The sequence below is a fragment of the Chromobacterium sp. S0633 genome (assembly GCF_024158805.1).
Classification (GTDB): domain Bacteria; phylum Pseudomonadota; class Gammaproteobacteria; order Burkholderiales; family Chromobacteriaceae; genus Chromobacterium.
The window spans coordinates 1-3,106 of record NZ_JAMZGH010000099.1; the positions used below are offsets into that span (position 1 = coordinate 1).

A 3,106-nucleotide genomic window follows, 5' to 3' on the forward strand; every position below is an offset into this window, starting at 1 on the left:
GATCTTTAACAAACTGAAGAAGCCGAATATATAAAGACGGCGAGAAGGAAGCGTAGAGTTAACTCTTTACGCGGACGGATCGTCATCTTGGGTATTTGATTGTATCTAGGCTACGTCGCCATATCAAAAGGGGCGGTGTAGTCGTCGCACAAACACACTTGTTGTTTTGGTGATCTAGGTTACTGAAATGATAGGGTCAAGCGACTAAGTGCATCTGGTGGATGCCTTGGCGATCATAGGCGAAGAAGGACGTGTAAGCCTGCGAAAAGCGCGGGGGAGCTGGCAATAGAGCTTTGATCCCGCGATGTCCGAATGGGGAAACCCCTCCGCAAGGAGATCCCAGACTGAATACATAGGTCTGAGGAGGCGAACGCAGCGAACTGAAACATCTAAGTAGCTGCAGGAAAAGAAATCAACCGAGATTCCGTTAGTAGTGGCGAGCGAACGCGGAAGAGCCTGTACGTGTTATGGATTGTGTTAGTGGAAGGTTCATGGAAAGGACCGCCATAGTGGGTGATAGCCCCGTACACGAAAACGCATTCCAAGGACTAGGCGTACGATAAGTAGGGCGGGACACGAGAAATCCTGTCTGAAGATGGGGGGACCATCCTCCAAGGCTAAATACTCATGATCGACCGATAGTGAACCAGTACCGTGAGGGAAAGGCGAAAAGAACCCCGGGAGGGGAGTGAAATAGAACCTGAAACCGGATGCATACAAACAGTGGGAGCGGACTTGTTCCGTGACTGCGTACCTTTTGTATAATGGGTCAGCGACTTACGTTCAGTAGCGAGCTTAACCGAATAGGGGAGGCGTAGGGAAACCGAGTCCGAATAGGGCGCTTTAGTTGCTGGGCGTAGACCCGAAACCGAGTGATCTATCCATGGCCAGGATGAAGGTGCGGTAACACGCACTGGAGGTCCGAACCCACTAGTGTTGCAAAACTAGGGGATGAGCTGTGGATAGGGGTGAAAGGCTAAACAAACTCGGAGATAGCTGGTTCTCCCCGAAAACTATTTAGGTAGTGCCTCATGTATCACTTCCGGGGGTAAAGCACTGTTATGGCTAGGGGGTCATTGCGATTTACCAAACCATGGCAAACTCTGAATACCGGAAAGTGCGAGCATGGGAGACAGACGGTGGGTGCTAACGTCCATCGTCAAGAGGGAAACAACCCAGACCGCCAGCTAAGGTCCCAAATGATCAGTTAAGTGGTAAACGAGGTGGGAAGGCATAGACAGCCAGGATGTTGGCTTAGAAGCAGCCATCATTTAAAGAAAGCGTAATAGCTCACTGGTCGAGTCGTCCTGCGCGGAAGATGTAACGGGGCTCAAACTGATAACCGAAGCTGCGGATTTGCACGTAAGTGCAGATGGTAGGGGAGCGTTCTGTAGGTCTGTGAAGGTGTCTCGTAAGGGATGCTGGAGATATCAGAAGTGCGAATGCTGACATGAGTAGCGATAAAGCGGGTGAAAAGCCCGCTCGCCGAAAGCCCAAGGTTTCCTACGCAACGTTCATCGGCGTAGGGTGAGTCGGCCCCTAAGGCGAGGCTGAAAAGCGTAGTCGATGGGAAACGGGTTAAAATTCCCGTACTTTTATGCAGTGCGATGTGGGGACGGAGAAGGTTAGGTCATCAGACTGTTGGAATAGTCTGTTTAAGCCGGTAGGCTGGGGTGGTAGGCAAATCCGCCGCCCCTTAAGGCCGAGACGTGATGACGAGGGTCTACGGACCTGAAGTGACTGATACCACGCTTCCAGGAAAAGCCACTAAGCTTCAGCTGCATAAGAACCGTACCGCAAACCGACACAGGTGGGCAGGATGAGAATTCTAAGGCGCTTGAGAGAACTCAGGAGAAGGAACTCGGCAAATTGATACCGTAACTTCGGGAGAAGGTATGCCTCTTAGAGTGAATCCCCTGCGGGAGGAGCTTTGAGAGGTCGCAGAGAATCGGTGGCTGCGACTGTTTAACAAAAACACAGCACTGTGCCAACACGAAAGTGGACGTATACGGTGTGACGCCTGCCCGGTGCTGGAAGGTTAAGTGATGGGGTGCAAGCTCTTGATCGAAGCCCCAGTAAACGGCGGCCGTAACTATAACGGTCCTAAGGTAGCGAAATTCCTTGTCGGGTAAGTTCCGACCCGCACGAATGGCGTAACGATGGCCACACTGTCTCCTCCTGAGACTCAGCGAAGTTGAAGTGTTTGTGAAGATGCAATCTCCCCGCTGCTAGACGGAAAGACCCCGTGAACCTTTACTGTAGCTTTGCATTGGACTTTGAACAGACTTGTGTAGGATAGGTGGGAGGCTATGAAGTGGGAACGCTAGTTCTCATGGAGCCGTCCTTGAAATACCACCCTGGTGTGTTTGAGGTTCTAACCTTGGTCCGTGATCCGGATTGGGGACAGTGCATGGTAGGCAGTTTGACTGGGGCGGTCTCCTCCCAAAGTGTAACGGAGGAGTTCGAAGGTTACCTAGGTACGGTCGGAAATCGTGCTGATAGTGCAATGGCAAAAGGTAGCTTAACTGCGAGACCGACAAGTCGAGCAGGTGCGAAAGCAGGACATAGTGATCCGGTGGTTCTGAATGGAAGGGCCATCGCTCAACGGATAAAAGGTACTCCGGGGATAACAGGCTGATACCGCCCAAGAGTTCACATCGACGGCGGTGTTTGGCACCTCGATGTCGGCTCATCACATCCTGGGGCTGTAGCCGGTCCCAAGGGTATGGCTGTTCGCCATTTAAAGTGGTACGTGAGCTGGGTTCAAAACGTCGTGAGACAGTTTGGTCCCTATCTGCAGTGGGCGTTGGAAGTTTGACGGGGGCTGCTCCTAGTACGAGAGGACCGGAGTGGACGCACCTCTGGTGTACCGGTTGTGACGCCAGTCGCATTGCCGGGTAGCTAAGTGCGGAAGAGATAACCGCTGAAAGCATCTAAGCGGGAAACTCGCCTGAAGATGAGACTTCCCTGAGGGCTTGACCCTCCTGAAGAGTCGTTCGAGACCAGGACGTTGATAGGTCGGGTGTGGAAGCGCTGTGAGGCGTTAAGCTAACCGATACTAATTGCTCGTGAGGCTTGATCCTATCATTTGAGTGGCTTGGGAAAC

General features: G+C 52.3%; 1 rRNA gene. It reads left to right on the forward strand.

Annotated features, from left to right (window positions below):
* Positions 1-194: 194 nt before the first annotated feature.
* Positions 195-3,083: ribosomal RNA gene (locus NK214_RS24700) — 23S ribosomal RNA — on the forward strand.
* Positions 3,084-3,106: the final 23 nt, after the last annotated feature.